This window comes from Arthrobacter sp. StoSoilB13 (genome assembly GCF_019977255.1).
Classification (GTDB): Bacteria; Actinomycetota; Actinomycetes; order Actinomycetales; family Micrococcaceae; genus Arthrobacter.
Genome location: NZ_AP024647.1, coordinates 1,388,168 through 1,410,416, shown reverse-complemented (window position 1 = coordinate 1,410,416; position 22,249 = coordinate 1,388,168). Strand labels below are relative to the sequence as shown.

Genomic DNA, 22,249 nt, shown 5'->3' with positions numbered 1-22,249 from the left:
GAGTCGCAGCAATCAACATGTGATGGAGGCGTTTGTAGATGTCGTCAGGATCCAGCGTGGAGGATCGGTCCGATGCAGCAGTTGTCCGTGAGGGTTTCTTCGGTGACTACTATGAGCACCTCGCAGAGGAGGATTCACGGGCGTATGCGCCCGAGCTGCTGATTGCACGGGCAAGCACTCACAGGAAAGTTGCGCAGTCCCGGCGACCTGGAAATGCCATTGTGGAAATCGGCGTCGAGGCTGACCGAAACGTTGTCTACATCGCTACTGACGACATGCCGTTCCTGGTTGATTCCGTCAACGCCGAACTCGTTCGCCAAAACTGCGCCATCCGGCTGGTTATGCACCCGCTTTTCGTGGTTACCCGCGACAGGGTCACGGGCGAACTCAGCAGCGTTTCCAGGGTCCCGTCAAATATCGGCATTTCCAGTGGCGACACTGCGGCACTGCCCAGCGTCGCCCACCTGCTCGGCGACAACGACAACTCGTCGCACATGGAGTCTTGGATCGCCGTCGAAATTGACCGCGTAAGCGAGGAAGCCCGCGCAGAATTGGTTGCCGGCCTCCAACGCGTCCTCGGCGATGTCCGCGCCGCCGTTGAAGACTGGCCGAAAATGCGTAGCAAGGCACTCGAACTGGCAGAAGCGCTGGGAAGCGTCTCCCACCCCGAGCAAATTGCCGAACTCAGGCAGGCGCAGGACCTTTTACGCTGGCTGGATGACGGCAACTTCACCTTCCTCGGATACCGCGAATACGACCTCGTGAACGAAGACGGCGAGGACGTCCTGGAACTTCGTGAGGACAGCGGACTTGGCTTGCTCCGTGCTGGCGACAACACCCGACAGATCCAGCACCTCACCGACGCCGGCCCGCAAGCGTGCCCGTGAAAAGCGGGCACTGGTGATCACAAAGGCCAACTCCCGCTCAACCGTCCACCGTCCTGCGTACCTGGACTACATCGGAGTCAAGAGCTTCGACGCTGCCGGAAACGTCAATGGTGAGCGGCGCTTTATCGGGCTTTTCGCCACAAGTGCCTACACCGGTTCGGTCCGCAACATTCCCATTGTCCGGGACAAAGTCGATGCAGTGTTGCGCAACGCAGGCTTCCCAATGGATTCACACTCGGGCAAGGACCTCTTGGGCATCCTGGAAACGTACCCCCGAGACGAACTGTTCCAGATCGAAATCCCGGACCTTGCGGCCACGGCCACTGGGATCCAGCGACTCCAGGAACGGCGCCGGACCAAGCTTTTCCTGCGCCCCGACATTTACGGACGTTTCATGTCCGCGGTGGTCTACCTGCCGCGTGACCGGTACACCACGAGCGTCAGGCTCCGTATTGAGCAGGAACTACGCGAGACCTTCCAAGCTGAGAGCATTGACTACGAAGCGAGGATCACGGAGTCGGCCCTTGCGCGCGTCTTCTTCAGGATCAGGCTGCCACGCACGGCGGAACTTGCCGATGTCAACGTAGAAGAACTCGAACACCGGCTGATGCGTGCCTCAAGGTCTTGGAGCGAAGGCATCGCCGAGGTACTCCGTGAGAACCGTCCCGCGGAGAGCGCTGAAGTACTGTCCGCCTTGTGGGCTGAGGCATTCCCTCCCGGTTACCGCGTGGACTACGAGGTTGAAGATGCGCTGGAGGACATCGAACGCTTTGAAAAGTATGGAGCCCAGGCCGAACGGGCAGGGGAAGCGAGCAAGGAACTGCGCCCCGGCGTCCACGTGTACCTTCCTGAAGGCGCCGGTGATGCATTGGAGGAGGATGCGCGGGTCAAGCTCTACTTGATGGAGCCCAAGAGCCTGAGCCAGATCCTTCCTTACTTCCACAACCTTGGCCTCGAAGTCCTGGACGAACGGCCCTTCGAAATCGAAACCGCGGATCACCGCGACTTTTTCCTGTATGACCTTGGGCTGAAGTATCCGGCTGGCATAGACCCGCTCGCCACCGGAGATCTCCTGGCTGACTCGTTTGGTGCTGCGGTCACAGGGGCAGTCGAGTCTGACAACTTTGACCGCCTGGTGCTTCGTGAAGGCATGCACTGGCGCCAGGTAGTGGTCCTCCGGGCCTACGCCAAGTACATGCGCCAGATGGGCAATACCAACTCCTTTGGGTTCATCGCCGATACGCTCCTGGCCAATCCGGACGTTGCGCGCGGTCTGACGGTCTTGTTTGCCGCCCGCTTTGATCCCAGCGTCGAGGAAAGCAAGCGTCCCCAGCAGCAAGGCGCCGCAAGAGCTGCCCTGGCAGAAGCTATCGAGCAAGTCGCTACCTTGGACGCGGACCGCGTGCTTCGTACCTTCGTCAACCTCATTGAGTCGACGTTGCGCACCAACTTCTTCCAAAACAAGGGCTACCTGAGCTTCAAGCTGGATCCCACCACCATCGATGGCCTGCCGTTCCCGCGCCCCATGTTCGAAATCTGGGTTTACTCTCCGCGGGTGGAGGGCGTCCACCTCCGCTTTGGCAAGGTGGCCCGTGGTGGTCTTCGCTGGTCCGACCGCAGGGAGGATTTCCGTACTGAAATCCTGGGCCTGGTGAAGGCGCAGACCGTGAAGAACGCGGTCATCGTACCGACCGGCGCCAAGGGCGGCTTCTTCGCGAAGCAGCTGCCCAATCCCGCAGTTGACCGCGCCGCCTGGATGGCCGAAGGGGTGGAAAGCTATAAGACCTTCATCCGCGGCTTATTGGACATCACTGACAACCTCGTAACTACAGTCGAGGGCGAACGGCTTGTCCCGCCGTCGGACGTTGTCCGCCACGACGGCGACGATTCCTATCTGGTGGTTGCAGCCGATAAGGGAACCGCAACGTTCTCAGACACAGCCAACGGATTGGCTGCCGAATATGGATTCTGGCTTGGCGATGCCTTCGCGTCAGGCGGATCCGTGGGCTATGACCACAAGGCCATGGGTATCACCGCCCGCGGCGCCTGGGAGTCCGTGAAGAGGCACTTCAGCGAACTCGACCTCGATACCCAGACCGAAGAGTTCAGCGTCGTCGGCGTGGGCGACATGTCAGGTGACGTTTTCGGCAACGGAATGTTGCTTTCGCGTCATATCCGGCTTGTGGCGGCATTTGACCACCGTCACATCTTCCTGGACCCCAACCCGGACACGGCCGCATCGTACGCGGAGAGGCAGAGGCTCTTTGAGCTCCCGCGGTCTTCGTGGGATGACTATGACCGGACCCTCATCAGCGAAGGGGGCGGCGTCTACCCGCGCCAAGCCAAGACGATCCCTGTGTCAGACCAAGTACGAAAGTCCCTGGGGTTGCCGGACGGGACCACCCAGCTGAGCCCTCCCGAATTGCTTCGGGCAATCCTGCTTGCCCCGGCGGACCTTCTGTACAACGGTGGCATCGGCACTTACGTCAAGGCCAGCACTGAGACACATGCTGCTGTAGGTGACAAAGCCAATGACGCCATCCGTGTGGACGGCAAGGACCTGCGCGTCAAGGTGGTCGGCGAAGGCGGCAACCTCGGGTTGACGCAACGTGGACGTATTGAAGCCGCATTGCAGGGTGTCATCCTTAATACAGACGCGATTGATAACTCGGCGGGCGTTGACTGCTCCGACCACGAGGTCAATATCAAGATCTTCGTTGACCGCATGGTGGCGGCCGGGAAGCTTGAGTCCACAGAACGCGCAGCGTTCCTGGCTGACATGACCGAGGAAGTCGGCCGCCTGGTCCTGCAGGACAACATCGACCAAAACATCCTGCTCCTTAACGACAGGACCCGCGTTGCGGACTGGAGCCCCAGCTACGAGCGTCTGATGGACTGGCTGGAAAAATCAGCCGATCTCAAGCGTGACCTGGAGGCACTGCCCAGCACCGAGACACTGCGTCAGCGCCTGGAACAGGGACAGGGACTGACGTCTCCGGAGCTGTCCGTCCTGGCCGCCTACGCGAAGATCGAGTTGGCGGCTGCCCTCCGGGACAGCAACCTGGCCGACGACCCTTGGTTCAAGGACACGATCCGCGCCTACTTCCCGAAGCAGTTGCGGGAGAGGTTCGACGCCGAACTGGACACCCACCCGCTGCGGCGCGAAATCATCGCTACGGTGGTGGCCAACGACATCATCAACCTCGGTGGCATCACCTTCGCCTTCCGGGCGATCGAAGAAACCTCTGCCAACGAGGTAGCGGTAGCCAAAGCATTCGTGGCACTGCGTGAAATCTACGATCTCGATCCGATGGTTGAGGAATTGAATGCCCTTCCGGCGTCGTTCCCCACCGAGCATTGGAGCGAAATCCATCTGGATGTCCGCCGGCTCCTGGACCGTGCCGTCCGATGGGTGCTCGGGCAGGGCATGGCGTCCCGGCCGATTGCCGACGTCGTGAAGTCGTTCAAGCCGATGATGGTGCCGCTTCGGGCCAAATTGCTGGACTACCTGCGTGGCGATGACAAAGTTCGAATCAGCGGTTGGCTGGAGAAGGCGCGTGGCTGGGAGTTGCCGGATCACCTGGCCCACAGGTGGGCGGAGCTGTTCGAGAGCTATGCCTTGCTGGACATCGCAAGGATTGCCCAGACCGGGACCAACAGCGTCGAGGAAGTGGCGCACGTCTACTACACGGTGTTCAACCGCTTCCACGTGGACTCGCTGCTGGAACGGATCAGCGCCCTGCCGCGCGACGACCGCTGGCAGGCACTTGCCCGTGCCGCGCTCCGGGACGATCTCTACTCAACCGTCGCAGATATGACGACGTCGGTTCTTGAGTCGAGCACGCCCGGCACCCCGGCCGAGGATCGCCTGAGGACGTGGGAAGGCCTGAATGCCGAACAACTTGGACGGGCGAAGACCATGTTTGATGAGGTCAATTCCCTCGAAGCCGATGACATGGCTTCACTATCGGTAGCATTAAGGCTCTTGAGGTCAATCGTTCGACGCTAGGGGCTGGTCCCCGCGTCGCAAATGGAGGTGCAGTGGCAATCTTTACAGACCCCATCAGGGAACACGCTGATTTCGGGCCTGGAGATGCTGAATGGCTGCACCTCCTGGTAGGCGATTGGCAAATGGTCGCCGACCTGGCGTTTGCAGACCTCGCCTTGTGGTTTCCACATCCGGAGTTTGGGTACATCGCCCTCGCCCACGTACGTCCGTCAACATCGCATACGGTGTTTCACGCGGACTTCGTGGGTGAGGGCATCCGCTCGGATCTTCGTCCACTCGTGGAAAAGGCCTGGAACAGCCGCTCCATTGAGCGCTCCAGTGAGACGAGCTGGAGCAGTGAAATGGCGCTGCGTGTCGAAGCCGTGCCGATGGTGCGCAACGGCAGGACTCTCGCTGTTGTCACATCCCATATGGATCTTTCCAGTTCCCGTATGCCGTCCAGGCTGGAACTCACGTACCGGCAATGCGCCTACGACCTCCTTCGCATGGGAACTCTGGGGTTGTGGCCGGATTTCGCATCGCCAACCGGATCACGCAGAGGTGCCCCGCGTGTGGGGGACGGACTCATCCGGCTCGACGCTGAAGGCATTGTGCAGTATGCAAGTCCCAACGGCGTATCTGCTTTCCGGCGGCTGGGCGAAGTTGAGTCCCTGGAAGGACGTTCCCTCGCTGAAGTGACGGCCGGATTGCTGAAGGATCGGCGCATGGTGGACGAGACGCTGCCGTTGGTTGTCACTGGCCGAATGCCATGGCGCAGCGAAATTGAGTCCAGGGGGGTTAGCCTGTCCCTGCGTGCCATTCCTTTGCGCGACGAGCAACATCGCTTTGGCGCCCTTGTTTTGTGCCGCGACGTGTCCGAGTTGAGGCGCCGCGAAATGGAGCTGGTCACCAAGGACGCGACGATCCGCGAGATCCACCACCGGGTCAAGAACAACCTCCAGACCGTTGCCGCCCTTCTGCGTATGCAGTCCCGACGGATGGTCAGCGACGAAGCAAAACAGGGACTGGAACAGGCCATGCGTCGCGTGGCCACCATCGCGCTTGTTCACGAGACCCTGTCCCAGGGTCTGACTCAAAGCGTCGACTTCGATGAACTCATTGGCCGCCAGTTCAGGCTTTCTGCCGAAGTCGCTTCACCTTCCCAGCAAGTACGCACCGAAAGATCCGGGATGTTCGGTGAACTCCCCAGCGATTTCGCAACGCCACTGGCCCTGGTCATCAACGAACTGGTCACGAATGCTGTTGAGCACGGTTTGGAGGGACGCACGGGAACCGTTTGGTTGCTCGCTGACCGTGCAGCGGGAGACGGAAATGACGAGTTCCTGACAGTAACTATTGCCGATGATGGTGTTGGGTTGCCGGACGGGCAATACACGGAAGGCCTGGGTCTGCAGATCGTGCGTACTCTGGTCACAAGTGAGCTTGGCGGATCCATTCATTGGAGCCCCAGGGAGGGCGGCGGGACCGCCGTCGAAATTGTCCTGAACCTCGCGCGCGCTTAGCGCCTTCCGGAGGTGGAGGGGTTTAGCAGGCAGCTGTCTTAAACGCGGAAGGCCGCGGACCAGGTGGTCCGCGGCCTTCCGCGTTGGTGCTTGTACTGCCTGCTGGGAAGCGAGCTGCTAAGAAGCGCGCCGGGCCCGTGCTGCGCGACGCTTGAGTGCACGGCGTTCGTCCTCGCTCATGCCACCCCAGACGCCTGCATCCTGGCCGGACTCCAGAGCCCATTGAAGGCAAGTGTCCACGACCGGGCACCGGCGGCAAACGCTTTTTGCTTCCTCAATCTGCAGAAGTGCTGGTCCCGTGTTGCCGACTGGGAAAAAGAGCTCCGGGTCCTTGTCGAGGCAGGCTGCGCGATTACGCCAATCCATGCTGATCAGTCACTCCATTCGTGAGAACTAGTTTGAGCCTTTTGTGAAAACATTCACGAGAGGCTCCAAAGGAAAGGGGCCCGCATGGGCCCCCTTGGTCGTCTGAGTCAAGCGTTTCATGTTAACGCCTTGTAAACAAGGGGTATTAGTCGTTGAAATGCCCTGAATCCGTGAGCGATGCATCACATCAGCCGCCAGTGCCCTCACTGCTAGATGACTATGTCCGGTAGGGTGCCAGTGTGTCAAGACCTCCTGTTAACCCGGCCCAACCAAACTCTGGATCAGATGGAAGCAACGGTCCAGTTAGACCTGTGCCTGAGGGACCTATAACTCAGGGACTGGAATCCGGAGGCAAGAAGCCTCCTGGAATCCTGGTTATTTCCATCGTTGTCGTGTTGGAAGCACTGGCCCTCCTTGGTGCTGCGGCTTGGTACGCCTTCGAGCTGTTGACCGGAGCCCCTGTCCTGACGTTTTGGGGAGCCGTCTTTACGCTGGGCCTCCTATTGGCCTTCTCGGCCTGGCTGTTCGCTGTGGGCCATTTCCTGTTCCGCGGTTACCGATGGACCCGAGCGGCCCGCCTTGGTGGCTCAGTTATTCGTCCTTACCATCGGTTTCCCAACCATGACCGGCGGCTTGGTTCTGCCGGGGTTGGCCATGATTTTGCCTGCGCTGGCGGCGATCGTGTTTCTCTTCCAAAAGCGTGTCATCGCATATGCGTCGCGAGCGGGAGGGACGCAGGGCGCGCTCTAGCGAATGCCGCCCTGGCTTTCGATGCTCCTGATGTGCATCGTGGAGTCGGTGGTGAACGCCACCTGCACTTGGACCGCGCGGGTTCCCCGGACGATCACGCCCCGACCGGCACGCGGCGGGTTTTCTATTTCCAGCCTCACGCCGAGGATGTCGCCGTCCAGGGGAGTCCTCGGAGCCAGAATCAGGCCCTTGCCATTGGCTTGGACCTCTGCAGCCAGTGGCAAGCGCTGAAGCAATGCTGGACCTGTCGTGGCAGTCATGATCATTCCTCGTGTCCGGCCAGCCAGGGCGGCGAGAGCTGCGCGCCCCTCCGGATCCAGGAGATCGGCGTCATCGACACAGAGGATGCTCGCAGGATCCAGCGACCCAGTGGTGGCAGAGCGGGCCACGCTTGCCCAGAAAGCACCCGTGGTAGTTCCAGCTGCCGGGAAGATCCACGGAACCTGGGAATTAAGGGCCATCAGGGATGTCAGCACCGAAGTCTTGCCGGAGCCATGACCTCCAATAATGATGCTGACACCACGCCGCCCAAGGGGAAATGACGCGGGAACCGATTCGTCGCCCCCAAGGCCGATCCACAAGGGAATGGAGTCCGGCGATGTCCCGCAGTCCTCGTCTTCACGTGCAATGCGGTTGCTGCCAGGCTGCGCCGATCCCGGGGATCGCCCCGATGGTCCTGGGACAGCTGCCATCGCGGCAACGAAAGCAGACGCGCTGAGATATTCGGGTAGGGGCCGGACACGGAAGGGTGGTTCCGATGAAGGTTGAAGATCAACGAACGGCCAGTCATTCCTGCTTGGTTCAGTGCGGATGGGTGCAGTTCGGATGGGTGAAGTGCGGATGGGTGCAGTGCGGAAATGAACCACCGCGGTTGCGCCCTGAACAAATCCACCCATGGCAACAGCGCGCCCTGGGACAGACTCGACTTCGGGAAGGCGTGGCCAGTGAAAGCGCGATTCTTCCGTGGCGCCCGTTGGGAAAAATGCCCGGTTTGGGATTGCGGCGAAAAATCGTGAGCTGACGAGTTCGCGTTCGCCGGAGATCAGGACTGTGATGCCAAGGGGTGTCCCGTCCCGGACGATGTCCCTCAAGAGATCCTCGGCCCACGCGAAACGCCCTGATCGGAGCGCTGCGGCCCATGAGCAAAAGCCGGTAACCACCAGGACCAAACGGGGCCGTGTGGACACGTCCTCGCCCGCCCCGCGTCGACGTGCCATTTCTTCAGCGAGCCGCTCAAGGACCCGTACCGCCAATGCCAGCTGATGCAGGCCCAGTGTGGCGCCATAGCTGCCGTCTGGACGGAGCTTTCCCAGCATTCCAACTGAATCCAGGATGTACAGATGCGGTGGGATTCCATGTGCTGCCAGCATCGCCGATGCAGCCTTGAAGCATTCGTGCATTCCACTGGAACTGCTGCCGATCATGGCGAAATGACCATGGTCGGAAGGCGACCATTGCAGGGCCTCCACTGACTGCTGTTCCGGTCTGTCCACGATCCCCAACGGACCTACGGGGGTCATGGACCCGTCCGGTGCGTCTTCAACGTCCTTGCCCGCCATACCGAAAGCGGACAGATCTTCATTCCACCCAATGGACACCGGCAAAGGTGGGGCTACAGGTTGCCTGGGGTCAGCCCGCCCCAGGGAGCGCCAGGCGGTTCGGGTTGCCGAGACCACCGCTTCGGCCCTTGTTTCCGACTGTGCCGTGGACTTCCCGATCATTGGCTGTTTGTCCTGCGGAGAGTGCAAGGCCCCAACGGCCGACTGAACGATTGCTGCCTCCGGGGCCCGGCTGACGGTGGCTGGCACAGCAAGGGACGCCGTCTGGAATTCCTCTGGATTGCCGGTGGCCCTTACAAGATACGCCCGCCCGGGAACGCCGACGCCGATGGATGCAGCGGCTTTGGAATTGATGATGTCCATTGATTCTGCATCCGACTGAACACGCAGTGCGATGCTTGAAGTGACGTTGGCGCGGATGTCGGCGGTCAGCGCACCTTGTGGCCTTTGTGTGGCCATGACCAGGTGAATGCCGAGGGACCGTCCAATGGCGGCAACGCGCATCAGCTCACGAAGGGCTCCGGGGGCTTCGTCGACCAACATTCGGAACTCATCTACAACAAGGACCAAGTGGGGGATCGCCGCCCCTGTAGCTGCAGCTGAACGTTGGTATGCAGCCAAGTCTGAAGTCCCAGCGTCCGCGAACAACTCCTCGCGATGGCGGATCTCGCCCCGCAGGGAAGTAAGCACGCGGTCAAGATGATGACTTCCAAGGTCAGTAAGAAGGCCCACGCAGTGCGGAAGCCCACGTAAAGGGCGTAGTCCGGAGCCTCCCTTGAAATCGACAAACAGGAATGTCACCTCGTCTGGCGAGTGATTCAGGGCCATGGATGCCACTATCGTCCGCAGGAGTTCCGATTTCCCGGAGCCTGTAGTTCCGGCTACCAGGAGATGGGGTCCATCAATATGGAAGCTAAACGTCAAGGGGCCGTCTTGGCCCTGCCCCAGAATTGCCTGGAGCTCGTTTGGCCCGTTCCCGCCAACCCATCGCCGGAGTATGCCTCGAGGTCCGCCTGGAAGCAGGTCATTCAAAGAGCATGATTCTGGAATGGCGTCCTCGGCAGGGCCTTCCCGGTGCGGGATGGACGCCATTGTGCGGCAGAACTGTTCGAAGGCCTTCAGTGGAACCAAGTCCGGGATGAACTCCTGCAGGCCACCGGGGACCTGTAAATTGGCGGATGTTCCAGACTGTCCTATCTCAATGACCGGACCGTTGGGTCCGGGGTAGTGGCCGGAATGCCGCAACACCTGCCATGAAGCCTCCAAGGCGGCGTCCAGGAGTTTGGTATTGCACTCATCTCCGCCCGGCGAGTCATCGAGAACTATGAGCCTGCCATTGTTGTTTCCCTTCGACCTTCGTAGAGCTGCCGTCGCGGCCGCATCATTTGTGGCAAGCGTCAGGTGCGGGAGGAACCGGGCGCTGAGAGGCAGGCGCCCTATCGGTCCCAAAAGAATAATCGGTGTGGCCGACGATCCTGGGAAACTTGACAGTTGCATGATGATGAAGCGGATCAGGGCATCGACGTGCTCGGCCTGGCCGTGCAAGGCAACAGTCGCGGGGTGCACGCCCAGCGTTACTGGCATGGCTCCGATTGCCGGTGGACAGAAATGGGGATCTGCGGGGACGATCCGCACATTGGCCAGGGTGGGCGCCGTACCTAGCCGGACGCACGTTCCCGAGCCGGCGGCCGTACGTGGTGATGACGCATCGGGCGATCCCGCCACAGGACCGGGCAATGTTGGCGGTGCCGGAGGGTTCAGGACCAAGCCTGCCGCCGGGGCCATGGTGGCAACGATGATCTCTGCAGCAGACGGCGAACATCGGCGGCGGCGTTGGGCGTCCTGCAGGGCCGCCGTTGCGACGGCAAGCCTGAACTCCCGGCGTCCCTTCCTTCCGGTGATTATCGGAACAAGGAGGCCCAGCGCGGAAACGGCCGTAAAGCCAAGGAACATCCACATTCCCGTTGCGAGTGCAAGACCAACGCCTGCTACCAACGGGAGCCCCGCCGCAACGGCAACCGGCCATCGGTTCAATGAGCCCGTCTGACGCTGGACTTCAAGGGGCAATTCAACGGAACGGCCGGCGTCGGCGTGAATCCCGGGAGTGGAGCTGTTTGGCGTAACGATAGTGAAGGTTGTATTGCCGCAGCGAATTTCCGAAGACGACGTCACCGTCTTTTCACGGACACGCTCCCCATCAACAAGTACCGAGTTCCGGCTGCCCGTGTCCGTGACGCTCAATGCGGTGCTGGACACCTCCAGCACGGCGTGCTCGCGGGACATGCCTGGATCAGGGATGCGAATGTCGACATCGCCGCGGCCAATGTGGTGGTGACCGCGCTGGAGTGCAAAGACTGAGCCCGCCCCCGGCCCCGGTATGGGACAGGAGCAGGAGCGGCGTTGCCGGGGAGTCTGACTTTTCAACGGGACAGTGTCCGTCCACCAGTACGGCCCCGGCCACGAGTGGCGGGTGTCCGACAGTCAGGGCGGACAGGTCTTCCCCTGCGACTGAGAGCGGACCGACCCCCCGCGCCTCCTGCAATTGCCGCTGGAGTTCCAAGCCCGGCATTCCACCGAAAGCGATGATTGTCAGTTCTTCCGGTGGTTCCGGTGATGCGGCATTCGGGCCACGAACCAGTGTGCACTCAAAGATCATTTGCCCATTCCTTCCTGGATTCCCGCGGCCCTCCAGAACTGAGGCTATGGAATTCCCGGGCAGCCTGCTGCCCCCGTCCTGGGCTATGTGGATAACTGTTGGCGATACCAGCTCAAGGCGCTGGCTTGACGCGAGGACATGGCGTCTCGGCTAAGATGAAACTCGTTGTCGCGTGTGCTCAATCAGAAGGGACCTTCACCGGTGATAGTGGTTGCAGAGAGCGCCGATGTTTCAGACGAGGCGGTAATTGGTGATGGATCCAAGATCTGGCATCTTGCCCAAGTCCGCGAGAAAGCCGAATTGGGTGTCAATTGCATCGTCGGACGCGGTGCCTACATCGGCACCGGCGTCAAGATGGGGGACAACTGCAAAGTCCAGAACTATGCACTTGTCTACGAGCCCGCAGAACTCGAGGCCGGCGTATTTATCGGTCCGGCAGTCGTGCTGACGAATGATACCTATCCCCGTGCTGTAGGTCCGGACGGAAGCCTGAAGAGTGCACACGACTGGGAGCCAGTGGGCGTCACTATTCGTGAAGGTGCGTCCATCGGTGCCCGCGCCGTATGCGTCGCTCCCGTGACCATCGGACGCTGGGCCACCGTAGCCGCCGGAGCGGTTGTCGCCAAAGATGTCCCTGATTTCGCGCTGATGGTCGGGGTTCCGGCCAAGCGGCGGGGCTGGGTCGGTAAGGCGGGCTTCCCGCTGCAGAACGTTGGCGGGAACTGGGTATGCCCGGAAACCGGCGCCACATATGTTGAACAGAACGAGACACTTCGAGAGGTAGAGGCATGAGCCCCGAATTCATTCCCCCCGCCAAACCCATCATTGGCGACGACGAGCGCAAGGCCGTAGAGGCAGTTCTGGCCTCCGGCCAGCTTGCCCAAGGCTCGGAGGTTGCGTCATTCGAGCAGGAATTTTCCCAAGTACTTCTGGACGGCCGCGCAGCTGTCGCGGTCAACTCCGGCACCTCAGGACTGCACCTTGGCCTTCTGGCCGCCGGCATAGGCGCCGGCGACGAAGTCATTGTTCCTTCCTTCACGTTCGCAGCCACGGCCAACTCGGTGGCGCTGACCGGAGCCACGCCCGTCTTTGCCGACGTTGACCCGGATTACTACACGCTGGATCCTGCGTCCGTTGAGTCGAAGATTACAGACCGCACGGCAGCCATCATGCCTGTCCACCTCTATGGGCACCCCTTCAACGTTGATGCCATTGGCGCGCTGGCTGCGAAGCACGGGGTTAAAGTGTTCGAGGATGCAGCCCAGGCTCATGGTGCCGCTGTCAACGGCCGGAAGGTCGGGACCTTCGGCGACTTCGCCATGTTCAGCCTTTACCCCACGAAGAACATGACCTCCGGCGAGGGCGGAATGGTCAGCACGGGCCTGGCCGACGTCGAACGTCGCCTCCGCCTCTTGCGCAACCAGGGCATGGAGCGCCAGTACGAGAACGAGTTGGTTGGCTTTAACGCCCGCATGACCAACATTCATGCAGCCATCGGGCGCGTCCAGCTGACAAAGGTTGAAGGCTGGACGAAGACGCGGCAGGAAAACGCAGCATTCTTTGACGCAAACATCGAAGGCGTCATCACCCCGAAGGTAGCCGAGGGCTATGAGCACGTCTACCATCAGTACACCATCCGCATTACCGAGGACCGTGATGGTTTCGCCAAGGCATTGCGTGAGGAATACAACGTCGGCTGTGGCGTGTACTATCCCATCCCGAACCACCGGCTTGCGCCCTTCCAGACATCGGATGAGCTGCCTGTCACTGAAGAATCCGCAGCCAGCGTACTGTCCCTCCCGGTGCACCCGTCTTTGAGCCAGGATGATCTGGACCGCATCGTGACGGCTGTCAACGCCATCGCAAAGGCAGGAAGCTAGTGGCAAACCTCCGCGCAGGCCTCATCGGACTGGGTATGATGGGCCGCCACCACGCCCGCGTTATCCGCGAGCTTGATGGCGTTGACCTGGTTGCTGTCGCGGATTCGTTTGGCGATCCGCACAATGTTGCTGATGGCCTGACTGTCTACAACACAGTCGAGGAACTGATTGAGCAGGGAATCGATATGGCAGTGGCTGCCGTTCCGACCATCCTGCATGAGGAAGTGGCGTTGCGGCTTGCTGAAGCGGGTATCCACTGCCTCGTTGAGAAACCTATTGCCAACGATTCCGAGTCGGGTGGACGCATTGCCCAGGCCTTCGAAGCCAAAGGCCTCATCGGCGCCGTCGGCCACATCGAGCGCTTTAATCCTTCGCTGCAAAGCCTTCGCGAGCGGCTCGGGAACGGTGACCTCGGTGAGGTCTACCAGATCAGCACGCGGCGCCAGGGGCCCTTCCCGTCACGCATCGCCGACGTCGGGGTGGTCAAGGACCTTGCCACGCACGATATCGACCTCACCGCCTGGCTCGCACAGAGCAACTTCGTGAACGTCGTAGCGCACACAACCTCCCGTAGCGGCCGCGAACATGAAGACATGGTCACAGCCATTGGCCACCTCAAGAGCGGTGTTGTAACCAATCACATCGTCAATTGGTTGTCGCCCATGAAGGAACGTACAACGGTGGTTCTGGGTGAACGTGGAGCTTTCATCGCCGACACTATTTCTGCAGACCTGACCTTCGTGGAGAACGGAACGTTCCAGACGGACTGGGATTCCGTCGCTGCCTTCCGGGGAGTCTCCGAGGGATCCTCTACGCGGTTCGCCCTTGCCAAGCGGGAGCCGCTGAAAATGGAACACGAGGCGTTCCGTGACGCAATCCTCGGAAAGTCCATGAATATCGTCACGATGGCGGAAGGCCTGGAGACCCTGCGGGTTGCTGAGGCCGTGTTGGACTCGGCGAAGTCGGGCTCTGTCATCTGCCTCTGATACGCCAAATCAAGCATCGCCTTTGGGGGAGGCTGGCCGTGTGCCAGCCTCCCTTCGGTGTTTGTGGACCCCGGCCGCCCATGCTTGGCCATGGGCCCGGATACGGGGAACGCAGGCCAAGTCGGGTAGCCTTGACCAGTAGACGTGGGCACTTCTGTGCCCGCACGCCAATACACAGGAGAGTTTGTGAACGCTGATCTCGTCGTCGTCGGCTCGGGTTTCTTTGGCCTGACCATTGCAGAACGCGCCGCTACCGAGTTGGGGCTAAAGGTCGCGGTTCTTGATCGCCGCCACCATATTGGAGGAAACGCCTACAGCGAGAATGAAGAGAAGACGGGAATCGAGGTGCACCGCTACGGCGCGCATCTCTTCCATACGTCCAATGAACGTGTCTGGGAGTACGTGAACAGGTTCACCAAGTTCACGAGCTATCAGCACAAGGTTTACACCAGCCACAAAGGCGAGGTGTACCCCATGCCGATCAACCTCGGTACCATCAATCAGTTCTTCCGTGCAGCAATGAGCCCCAGCGAAGCGCGTCAGCTCATTGCGGAGCAAGCGGGCGAACTTGCCGGCACTGATCCGCAGAACCTCAATGACAAGGGTATCCAGCTGATCGGGCGGCCCCTGTACGAGGCATTCATCAAGCACTACACCGGCAAGCAGTGGCAGACGGACCCGAAGGACCTTCCCGCGGAGATCATCTCCAGGCTCCCGGTGCGCTACAACTATGACAACCGTTACTTCAATGACACCCATGAAGGGCTCCCGGTTGACGGCTATACGGCCTGGATCGAGCGCATGGCGGACAACCCCAACATCGAAGTTGTCCTGAACACGGATTTCTTTGACGATGGCGAATTCGGCCGCTCTTCCGTCCTTGGGCAGGTTCCTGTCATCTACACCGGCCCCGTGGACCGCTACTTCGACTACGCCGAGGGTGATCTCTCCTGGCGCACGATCGACCTCGAAGAAGAAGTGCTGCCGATCGAGGATTTCCAGGGATGCCCGGTGATGAACTACCCGGACCCGGAGACTGCTTTCACCCGCATCCACGAATTCCGCCACTTCCACCCTGAGCGCGACTACACGAAGGACGCGACGGTCATCATGCGTGAATTCTCGCGTTTCGCGGAGAAGGGCGACGAGCCTTACTACCCTGTCAACACGACAGAAGACCGCAGCAAGCTGCTTGCTTACCGTGATCTTGCACGTGGCGAGAAGTCTGTACTGTTTGGCGGGCGTCTTGGAACGTACAAGTACTTGGACATGCACATGGCCATCGGTTCGGCCCTGTCGATGTTCGACAACAAGATCAAGCCGCACTTTACGGGCGGCGCCAAGCTGGAAAGTGGTGGAGTGGACGCATGACCGCCACAACAAATGAAAGCCAGGAGACTGCCATGACGGCCACAACAGCCGCAGACAGCCCGACGTCGACTGAGCAGAACCTTCGAGTAGTCCAGCGTGTGGTTTTCCCGGCCAACCGCGACCTCGATACCCTGCCGCTGTATGTCGATCCGGACACCAATAAGATCCGCAAGCAGGACGACAACGGCACAGCAGTTGTTCAGGCAGTGGGCATGGCCCGCAAACTCCACCCGGAGGACATCCTGGACCGCGGGTCGGTGCAGGTGCGCCGGGGTGAGCGTCTTTCCTTTGGTTCCTACTTCAACGCCTTCCCGGCGAGCTACTGGCGCAAATGGACCATCGCCACAAAGACGATTCTGCACATCGAGACCGAGGGCGAAGGAACGGTCATCGTTTACCGGTCGAACGCGCGCGGCGCGTCGCAGCGCGTCGACTCGATCCTCGTTGAGGGAACTGCGTCGAACGACTTCGAACTTACGCTCGCTCCCTTTGGCGATGGCGGTTGGTACTGGTTCGACCTCATCGCCGGCGGCGATGGAATGACACTTAAGAACGCCCACTGGGCTGTTCCTGATGAAGGCAGGCCCCAGGGGAAAGTCACGCTGGGTGTTACAACGTTCAACCGTGCCGACTACTGCCTGGAAACCATCAAGTCGATCGACGCCGACTCCGGTCTCCGTGAAATCCTCGCGGAACTGATCATCGTGGACCAAGGCAACAAGAAGGTGGCCGACGAAGACGGGTTTGACGCCGTCGCTGCCTCCATGGGCGAGCAGTTGCGCATCATCAACCAGGGCAACCTTGGTGGTTCGGGTGGGTTCGCCCGGAACATGTACGAGATGCTCGTCTCTGATAAGAGCGACTACGTCATGCTTCTCGACGACGATATTGAGCTTGAAACCGAAGGTGTGCTCAGGGCGGTCGCATTTGCCGACCTATGCCGCAAGCCCACCATCGTCGGCGGACACATGTTCGACATGTATAACAAGTCCGTTTTGCACGCCTACGCCGAAGTAGTGAATTTTTACCGTTTCCTTTGGGGACCCGTGGAGGGCCTGGGAAATCACGACTTCTCCGCAGAAGGCCCTTCGCTCAACGCCACTGCTGCACCGCCGCTGGGATGCTGACTACAACGGTTGGTGGATGTGCCTCATCCCCAAGACCGTCGTCGAAAACATCGGACTGTCCCTTCCCGTGTTCATCAAATGGGACGACGCCGAGTACTCCTTGCGTGCCCGCGCGGCAGGTTTCCCGACCGTTACGCTACCGGGCGCAGCGGTGTGGCATGTTTCATGGGCTGATAAAGATGACTCTGTCGACTGGCAGGCTTACTACCACGAACGCAACAGGCTCATCGCGACTCTTCTGCATTCGCCGTTCCCCAAGGGTGGCCGGATTTTCCGGGAAAGCCTGAACACAGACATTAAGCATTTGGTATCGATGCAGTACTACCCCGAGCAAGCCCGTGTCATGGCTCTCCGGGACGTCCTGGAGGGTCCAGGCAAGCTCCACGAGCAACTGCCCACCACTATGCCCAAGCTCCGTGCAATGCGCGAGGACTTTGTTGACTCCCAGGTCAAGACCGACCCCGGCGCATTCCCTGAGTCCTTCCGTAAGCGTCCGCCGAAGAAGCCGCAGACTTACAAGCAGCCGGGTGCACTTGGCCTGCTGCCCTGGGCGGTCAAGACCGTCCTTAAGCAGACCCTTGCTCCGGTTCGCGATTCTGCCAGGACCAACCCTGAAGCCCATGTACCGCATCAGGACGGCAAATGGTGGAGTTTGGCGCATCTTGACAGCGCAGTGGTCTCCAATGCAGATGGCACAGGAGCGTCGTGGTACCAGCGTGACCCCAAGCTGGCACGCCGGCTTTTGGTTGAGACAGCGCAGCTGCACGCGCAGCTTTTCTCGAATTGGGAGACGCTCCGCGCCCAGTACCGTGCGGCGCTGCCCCAGATCACATCGATGGAGTCCTGGCGAGAGACGTTCGATGCCTCGGAGCCCAAAAAGTAGCGATGGCCAACTCCACTGATATTTATGCTGTTCCAGGGGTAGGTGCCGGTCTGCTGGATGTCTTCCGGCGCCGGTACCTCCTGAAACTGATCGTTCGCAAGGAACTCAGGGTCCGCTACCGGGGCTCCGTGCTGGGTCTGGCCTGGTCCTACGTGAAGCCGTTGGTCCAGTACTTGGTTCTGTTCTTTGCCTTGGGCATCGTGCTTCGCGTGGGGGACCAGATTCCCAACTACGCCCTGTACATGTTCTCCGGCGTCATCGTGGTCAATTTCTTCACGGAAGCGTTTTCGAACGCAACGCGCTCCATCGTATGGAATGCCGCGTTGGTGAAAAAGATCTACCTGCCTCGCGAACTTTTTCCCGTGGCGTCGGTCTGGGTCGCTGCCGTGCATTTCCTTCCCCAGCTGGTGGTCTTGCTGGCTGCTGCCCTTTTCAACGGGTGGCGACCAGACGTGATGCAGCTGGTGGGTGCAGCGCTGGGCTTCGTCATTGTGGCCGTAACAGCCACTGGCCTGGGCCTCCTGGCAGGTGCCATCAACGTGTTTTTCCGCGATGCAGAGAACATCGTGGACATGTTGATGATGATCGTCACCTGGACTTCACCCGTGCTCTATGACTGGACCATGATCCGTCGTCTTGCCCCGGACTGGGTCCTGACGATCTACCAGCTCAACCCGGTGACCGTGGCGGTGGAATTGTTCCACTGGGCGTTCTGGTACCCGACGGTAACCAAGCCCGTAGAACTGCCGCCTCACCTGATGTTGACGGGGTTGGCTGGACTGGGCATGGCCGCAGTTTTCCTTATCATCGGCCAGCTGGTGTTCCGCCGGCTCGAAGGCCATTTTGCGCAGGAGGTCTGAGTGGGCGCCGCCGTCATAGTCAAGGGTTTGAAAAAGACCTTTAATTTGCGTCACTCGCACTCCCTTAAAGAGACGCTTGTGTGGCTCGTCAAGGGACGCAAGGGTGACCTCACCAAGAAGTTCGATGCCCTGCACGATGTCAGCTTCGAGATACAGGACGGGGAGACCGTGGCCCTTCTGGGGTTCAATGGCTCCGGCAAGTCCACGTTGCTTAAGCTGATTTCCGGCGTCATCCTTCCGGATAAGGGCACTGTGCGGACCAAAGGCCGGGTCGCGGGCCCTGATTGAGGTTGGGGCCGGGTTTCACCCGGATTTGTCCGGCCGTGAGAACGTCTTCCTTAACGCCGCGATCCTTGGAATGACGGAGCAGGAGATCAACGAGAAATTCGACGAGATCGTCGCTTTCTCGGAAATCGAGCAGTTCATCGACACGGAAGTGAAGTTCTATTCTTCCGGAATGTTCCTGCGCCTTGCTTTTGCAGTGGCAGTCCACACGCAGCCGGACATCTTCCTTGTGGACGAGATCCTTGCTGTTGGCGATGAACCTTTCCAGCGGAAGTGCCTGGCCAAAATCAAGCAGCTGTCCGACGAAGGCAGGACCCTGGTGGTTGTCAGCCATGACCTGGATATGATTTCGCGGATCTGCGACAGGGGAGTCGTCTTATCCTCCGGAACTGTCCAATTCGAAGGTCCGGCTGACCAGGCTGTCGCCTGGCTGCGGGAACGCAACTAAGTCCGGCATCCAATAGCAAGAGTCGTCTGTCAAGGGATGGCTAGTGGAAGCATCTAAGAAAGGCGATCGTAGGAATGGGTATCGGCCCGCTGCTGTTGTGTGTACTCCTCATCGTTGTGTTGTGGTGGGGTCCAGGCTGGCTTCTCGGAGAAGCGCTGGGAGTGCGCCGAACCCTCCTGCCCGTCGTGGCACCATTGTTGGGCATGGGTGCCCTGACCGTCATCGGTGTGATGGGGAATTCCCTGGGGTTGAGCTGGCAGCTGCTTCCTGTATCCGCCGTTCTGTTGGTGTTGGCTGCTGTCCTGTTGGGTTTGCGCCTTCTGTTGAGGCGCAGATTCCCTGACAAGTTCCAGGCCCGTCTCCGAACACAGCCAAGTATTTTCGGTAAGCACCGATTTGCCGGCTCCTGGTGGATCCTGCTCGTAGGCCTTCTTGCGGGCGGAGCGGTCGCCGCCGTGTCATGGTTTGTCGGTACTGAGGGCCTCCTGGGCATTAACCAGGACTGGGACATTCCGTGGCACGCCAACATGATCCGGCTTATATCGGTCAATCATGAATGGGATCCCGCCATAGCGGGCAACTTCGCCTACTACGACACCACTATTTCTGATGCCCCCATCAGGAGCTACCCGATTGCGTTCCACGCCGTGCTCGCGCTGTTCTGGCCAATGAGTGCTGTCAGCATCCCGGTGTTCCTGAATGTTTTCGTTCTGGTGATGATGGCTGTTCAGTTGCCCCTGAGCGCCATGGCGTTAACCATGATCCTCACACGCCGGCCGGTTGCCGTCGCCGCCGCGGCTGCAGTCTCGGGATGGTTCACGGTCTACCCGTACGACTTACTGTGGCGTGGCCCGTTGATTCCATTTTTCGCCGGCATGCTGTTGGTGGGTCCCTTCGTCTTCCTGGCAGTCAAAGGTGCCTTGGAGCGGCAAAAGTTCTGGGTCCTGGGCATTGCCTTCGGCGCAGTGGGCCTTATTGCCGTGCACCCCTCCCTGGCATTCGTAGTACTGCCGGTCCTGTTCTTCTGGCTGCTCTCCGCACTGATACGGCGCAGGGGCAGGATCCTGGGCATTACTGTCTATCTGGCGGTGTCAGGGGTTCTGGCGGCGATCATCGGCCTGCCTATCATTGCCCAGATGCTCAAGGAATCCGAGCGCGTTTCCAAGATGATGTGGGCACCGGATACTGATCGCAACGGTGCCATTCAGAACATTGTTTTCCTGAACCATGGCTCCATGGCAATGCCGATCCTGACCACGCTCGTTGCCCTTGGCTGCCTTGCTGTTGCCTTCAGGATCCGCATGTGGTGGTACTTCGGTCCGGTCCTGGCTTTTGCATTTCTGTCGGTATACACCATGGGCAGCGAGAGCCCCCGTTTCCTGAACCTGACAGCACCTTTCTACGACGATCAATGGCGCATTTTCGGCATCCTTGTCATGCTGCTCGTGCCGCTTGCGGGCTTGGGCGTTGCCCAGTCAGGCGAGGCAATCGAGTGGGCTGTTCGGCGGTTCCGCAATCGACGGGCAGGATCCCATGAATCCGGGAACAAGGACGGGCGCAGGCCGAACCACGTCATCACGGCCGCGGCCGCCGTCGCCGTTTTGTTGGTATGCGGGGTTGGCGCGATCCCATACTTCAAGCAAAATGCCCAACGCATCAACATCAATACAAAGATTGATGGCCCCACCCTCAGTTCGTCCGAAGTGGACCTGCTGAGCAAAATTGACCAATACGTTCCCCAGGACGCCACAGTGCTCAATGACTCCTGCGATGGCTCCGTATGGATGTATGCACTCGGGAACCGAATGCCCATGATCCGGCACTTCGAAATACTTCCTACGAACCGCCAGCTGCTTGTCCTTCAAAAGCTCCCTGAGTTGGCGACGGATCCCGACGCACGGGCAGCCGCCTCAGAGCTTGGCATCGAATGGGTGTACATAGCCGACGGCCGGATCCGGGCCTGGGATGAGCCCAAGGCGGGTTTGACCCATCCTGATTCCATCCCTTACTTGAAGCTTGTTGTGCGTGATGGAAACGCAGCCCTGTACCAGATCGATTGGTCCCAGTTACCGGGTGGCAAACAAGCCTTCGACGCCGCTTCCAAGGACCGCGTGCAGCTTGACGGAGTCCCGGGAATCCTCGAGAACCGGAAACCCGATGGCATCGCCCCGCTTGGAAGGATCTGCTAACCAATGAAGGCATTCATCAAAAAGTTCCTCTCGTCCAGTTTGTTCAGATTCCTCGTGGTGGGCGGTCTGAGCTTCATTGTGGATCTCGGTCTGCTGGCGCTCTGCTTCCAAGTGTTTGGTTGGCCCCTTTGGTTGGCCACGGGCGCAGGATTCTGGGGTAGTTTCTTCTTCAACTACTTCCTGCAGCGCCACTTTGCCTTCGGGGGAGGCGGAACGGCTCTGGGTGGAGTGCTGCGGTACTCCGGACTCCTGGCCTTCAACACCGTGGCGGTTATGGGAATCGTGGAGCTCTTCCAGTTCCTGGGTGCCGGATATGTTGCCGGTAAAGTGGTTGCGACGATTGTGACCATGGGATGGAACTACTTCATCTACAAGCACTGGATCTTCCCGCAAAAGAAGCAACCGAAGAGCGCCAGCGGACAGACAGATGGCGCGTCCGGCACTGACGCGCCAGCACAGAAATTCACACCTAACAGCAGCGAAGGATAATC

Annotated in this window: 10 protein-coding genes and 3 pseudogenes; 11 read left to right on the top strand and 2 right to left on the bottom strand. The window is 60.0% G+C overall.

The features are described from left to right. Positions 1 to 38: 38 nt before the first annotated feature. Positions 39 to 4,896, top strand: a pseudogene (locus LDP01_RS06615) (NAD-glutamate dehydrogenase). A gap of 32 nt (positions 4,897 to 4,928) precedes the next feature. Next, the gene (locus tag LDP01_RS06610) at positions 4,929 to 6,398 is read left to right on the top strand and encodes a sensor histidine kinase (protein ID WP_224088072.1); all 1,470 of its coding nucleotides are present in this window, start codon (positions 4,929 to 4,931) and stop codon (positions 6,396 to 6,398) included. Positions 6,399 to 6,515: 117 nt separating this feature from the next. Here LDP01_RS06610 and LDP01_RS06605 read toward each other — a convergent pair whose 3' ends face one another. Further along, complete coding sequence (locus LDP01_RS06605; protein ID WP_003804966.1) at positions 6,516 to 6,764, bottom strand: WhiB family transcriptional regulator; 249 nt, start codon at positions 6,762 to 6,764, stop codon at positions 6,516 to 6,518. Between the two features lie 746 nt (positions 6,765 to 7,510). Then, entirely contained in the window at positions 7,511 to 11,497 is a 3,987-nt protein-coding gene (locus LDP01_RS06595; protein ID WP_224088070.1) for a type VII secretion EssC family protein, read from the bottom strand. A gap of 406 nt (positions 11,498 to 11,903) precedes the next feature. On the opposite strand from LDP01_RS06595, the gene LDP01_RS06590 reads away from it, so the two are divergent. The 9 genes and pseudogenes from LDP01_RS06590 (at position 11,904) to LDP01_RS06550 (ending at position 22,247) form a co-directional block, all read left to right on the top strand. Further along, a complete protein-coding gene (locus tag LDP01_RS06590) occupies positions 11,904 to 12,521 on the top strand; it encodes an acyltransferase (protein WP_224088068.1) in 618 nt (205 codons plus the stop codon). Beyond that, a complete protein-coding gene (locus LDP01_RS06585; RefSeq protein ID WP_224088066.1) occupies positions 12,518 to 13,609 on the top strand; it encodes a DegT/DnrJ/EryC1/StrS family aminotransferase in 1,092 nt (363 codons plus the stop codon). The genes LDP01_RS06590 and LDP01_RS06585 overlap by 4 nt, the downstream gene beginning before the upstream one ends. Next, entirely contained in the window at positions 13,609 to 14,595 is a 987-nt protein-coding gene (locus LDP01_RS06580) for a Gfo/Idh/MocA family protein (protein WP_224088064.1), read from the top strand. The genes LDP01_RS06585 and LDP01_RS06580 overlap by 1 nt, the downstream gene beginning before the upstream one ends. A gap of 186 nt (positions 14,596 to 14,781) precedes the next feature. Further along, positions 14,782 to 15,966 carry a UDP-galactopyranose mutase gene (gene glf, locus LDP01_RS06575; protein WP_224088062.1) on the top strand — a complete coding sequence of 395 codons (1,185 nt, stop codon included), beginning with the start codon at positions 14,782 to 14,784 and terminating at the stop codon, positions 15,964 to 15,966. Further along, a pseudogene (locus LDP01_RS06570) lies at positions 15,963 to 17,976 on the top strand (glycosyltransferase family 2 protein). The gene glf and the pseudogene LDP01_RS06570 overlap by 4 nt, the downstream one beginning before the upstream one ends. Before the next feature lie 2 nt (positions 17,977 to 17,978). Beyond that, the gene (locus LDP01_RS06565; protein ID WP_224088060.1) at positions 17,979 to 18,836 is read left to right on the top strand and encodes an ABC transporter permease; all 858 of its coding nucleotides are present in this window, start codon (positions 17,979 to 17,981) and stop codon (positions 18,834 to 18,836) included. Then, positions 18,837 to 19,569, top strand: a pseudogene (locus tag LDP01_RS06560) (ABC transporter ATP-binding protein). It begins immediately after the preceding gene. A gap of 74 nt (positions 19,570 to 19,643) precedes the next feature. Beyond that, complete coding sequence (locus LDP01_RS06555) at positions 19,644 to 21,758, top strand: DUF6541 family protein (RefSeq protein ID WP_224088058.1); 2,115 nt, start codon at positions 19,644 to 19,646, stop codon at positions 21,756 to 21,758. Between the two features lie 3 nt (positions 21,759 to 21,761). Beyond that, the gene (locus LDP01_RS06550; protein WP_224088056.1) at positions 21,762 to 22,247 is read left to right on the top strand and encodes a GtrA family protein; all 486 of its coding nucleotides are present in this window, start codon (positions 21,762 to 21,764) and stop codon (positions 22,245 to 22,247) included. Positions 22,248 to 22,249 lie beyond the last annotated feature (2 nt).

Bases quoted from the DNA above. Each gene is read 5' to 3' on its own strand.
- LDP01_RS06585 (WP_224088066.1), top strand. From the start codon at position 12,518: ATGAGCCCCGAATTCATTCCCCCCGCCAAACCCATCATTGGCGACGAC.
- LDP01_RS06555 (WP_224088058.1), top strand. From the start codon at position 19,644: ATGGGTATCGGCCCGCTGCTGTTGTGTGTACTCCTCATCGTTGTGTTG.
- LDP01_RS06550 (WP_224088056.1), top strand. From the start codon at position 21,762: ATGAAGGCATTCATCAAAAAGTTCCTCTCGTCCAGTTTGTTCAGATTC.
- LDP01_RS06605 (WP_003804966.1), bottom strand. From the start codon at position 6,764: ATGGATTGGCGTAATCGCGCAGCCTGCCTCGACAAGGACCCGGAGCTC.
- LDP01_RS06565 (WP_224088060.1), top strand. From the start codon at position 17,979: ATGGCCAACTCCACTGATATTTATGCTGTTCCAGGGGTAGGTGCCGGT.